The 2,679-nt window shown below is 57.2% G+C and carries 1 protein-coding gene and 1 pseudogene; one reads left to right on the top strand and one right to left on the bottom strand.

Features of this window, described 5'->3' with window-relative positions; all coding sequences use genetic code 11:
* Window positions 1-65: 65 nt before the first annotated feature.
* On the bottom strand, window positions 66-1,793 hold the full coding sequence (locus SSP24_RS42195) for a YwqJ-related putative deaminase (protein WP_141316531.1): 1,728 nt from the start codon (window positions 1,791-1,793) through the stop codon (window positions 66-68).
* 146 nt (window positions 1,794-1,939) lie between these two features.
* Here SSP24_RS42195 and SSP24_RS42190 point away from each other — a divergent pair.
* Window positions 1,940-2,168, top strand: a pseudogene (locus SSP24_RS42190) (DUF2975 domain-containing protein); the annotation flags it as partial.
* Between the last annotated feature and the right edge of the window lie 511 nt (window positions 2,169-2,679).

Below are 2,679 nucleotides of genomic sequence, written 5' to 3'. Positions count from 1 at the left end.
TTACTGCCGTAGGGGTCCCTGGATACCCAGCCAGTTCTAACACGACAATCGTCGGACGATGCACGTCAGTTCCCATTGGGGTTACCTTCAGCCGGGTCAGCTGCGGCCGACATGGGTCGCTGGTGCGGCGTGGAGCGGCGCGGCGTCTCCGGGGAGTCACGGCCCGCCCGCGCAGCCACCAGTTTTCCTGAGCTTTGGTTGTACCATGTGACCCTGTCCTCCTCGTCTTTCTCCCCCGGCAACCAAGAAACTCCAAGGTGCTCCTGCACTGAACGGCAAGTCTCGCATGCCGCTACGCCGTATATGGAATCTTCCCCGAGAAAGTGTGCGGACGTAATGGCGCCTCCGCGTTCAAAATGCCTTCGAAGTTCTTTCACTAGTGCATCGTAGGAGTCGCTAGAGATACCTTTCCTTTCAAGAAGCTTCTCATTCTGCCTCTGCCAGGCATGAATATACTTGGATAGGACCCTGATCTCTGCGCAACCACCATGCCCCTTGCCCTTGTGGCTCTCCGGTACCTTGGCGAGGAGATACTGGAGGAGAGGATGAAGGTTTTCGACCTTAGCCTTCTCTCCACCGGATGTTCCTCCGTACAATTTTCCGCCCGAGAAAAGGGATGTAGACATCTTTGGTACATTGCCCTGAATATTTCGTTGCATTGAATCTAGATCCTGTGCCAAGACTCGCGAGAGGTTGAGGAGCCGCTCACGGACCCGCTTGACATCGCTCACTCGATCCGGCTGGCCGAGACAGTCGTAGAACTCACTGAATGCTTTATTGAATTCTCTCTCGAGAGACTGCAGCCTGCCATGGACAAGCTCTCGAACCTCGGTGACGCTGTTACCCTCAAAGGTGAGACCCTTAAAGCTCCCACTTTTAGCTACATTAGTCATGCTTTCAAGCTGATTCTGGTAAGCCTTTCGATTCCTTTCGTCATTCTTCTTTTGCATTGCCCTGTCGAGCTTCTCGAGTTTTTCTACCTTGCCGATCCATACCTTACGCAGCGATTCCATCCGGCCTTGCAGAGTCGCGAAAAGTTCTTCAATGAACTTTTCATCATTGACGCTCCCTTTCCACTCCTCCCCCGGCCGCTTCCCCGGCCGCGGCTCCGGCCGCGCCGAATTTGAAGGACCTTCTTGATTGGGTGCAGACTCAAGACCGAATCGTACGACTTTTCTGCCCGTGAACGTTGCTGTGAATTGCGCCGCGAGGGAGGATTCGTTAACCCGTATGAAATCCTGGAGAATACCGGTCGGTACATCTACGATAAAGCCCTCAAATTCCTGCTTAAGGGCTTCGGTTGGCTCCCCCGAAACCATTTGGGCAAACATCATAAGCTGATGCACGAAGTTTTCTGCCGTACTTGCGCGCTGAATGATGTGCGACTGACTGAATAGAGCTTCGAAACAGGCATGCAGGTAATCATTCCATTGGGCCATGACCTGCTGCTGTTCAAGATCCTTTTGAATCCATTTCAAGGACGACTCGATACAATTATGTACATGTACGGCAGTCCATCCCTCGGGTGGAGCGCTGAAAAGCTCTACGACGAGACACCTGATCGGGTGGTGATCCTCAGAATTCTCCGCGATTTTGTTGATCCAGTTATGAACATCGTCATCGAGATCCAGATTGACTGATTGGGCCTGAGCTGCGCCTATCAGAGCTGCTTTGCATACTTGTGCAAGATCGAGGCCCGTCATTGCATCGCTAGGTAGGTTCTCATTGAAGAGTTTCAAGAACTCCCTGTGGTACTGATCGCAGTATTCGGCATATTGCTTAAGGTTGCGCATTGTGGCTCACATGTATAGTCGAATGAAGGGTGGTCTCGATATTTTAAGAGTCGAGACGTCTTAAGGATAACCTTGGCAATATCCATACGCAGACAGCTGGTCAGGCAGCCGTTCAGGCAGCCTTCCGTGCGATCTGGGGATCCGCGCGGCTGGTGACGATGGTGCGGCGCGGAACGGTATTCTCCCCTGCCGCCTTCCGCTACGTGCACGCCGTGATCGGTGCGATCGTGGCGGCCGCCCTGCTGGTGTTTGCGCTCGGGGTCGTCCTGGCCCCAGGCGACGCGGCCCCCCTCCTCCTGATCGGCGGGATCGGCCTGGTGGTCCTGGGAGTCGCACTCGTCGTTCCTGCGGATGCTGCTCGCCCAGGCCATCGCGTGCTCCTCCGGTCGAACTGCCCGTTCACCAGGGAGACTTGCGCGATGGCCTGCCCTTGTTCAGGGAGCATGCACCGCCAGCGGATGCACGCCCCGGGCAGACACCCGCGCGTTCCGGACCCTGCCCGGCTACACCACTTCATGGGACGCGATCCAGTGGCGGGCCGGGTCCAGGTGCGTTGGGGCAATCTTCCGAGCATGTGCAGGAGGCGCCGAGGCGGGGGCATCAACAGAGCGACGGCGTTGCGCTCCGAGCATGCGCAGCAGTGCCTGTACGCCCGCAAGGCCGGGGTGGATCACGTCACGGTGGCTTCGGGTCGCTGGCAAGTCCCCGGGCCATCTGAGTTCTGTCTCCAGGGCCAGGACGGCTCATGCGATTGACGCCATCCAATCAGCACTGATGCGGGCACTGCTGCCGGCAGGGAGCGGACCGGCGGTGGCCGCGTCTGCGGAACCGGACAGAAAACGAGTGGAGCGGTAGACCCACGCTTCTCGCCGTGCACGGGTGGTGC

This window comes from Streptomyces spinoverrucosus, assembly GCF_006539505.1.
Lineage (GTDB): Bacteria > Actinomycetota > Actinomycetes > Streptomycetales > Streptomycetaceae > Streptomyces > Streptomyces spinoverrucosus.
This window is presented reverse-complemented; position numbering and strand designations above follow the sequence as displayed.

Coding starts and splice junctions, on each gene's coding strand:
- SSP24_RS42195 (WP_141316531.1), bottom strand. CDS start 1,793: ATGCGCAACCTTAAGCAATATGCCGAATACTGCGATCAGTACCACAGG.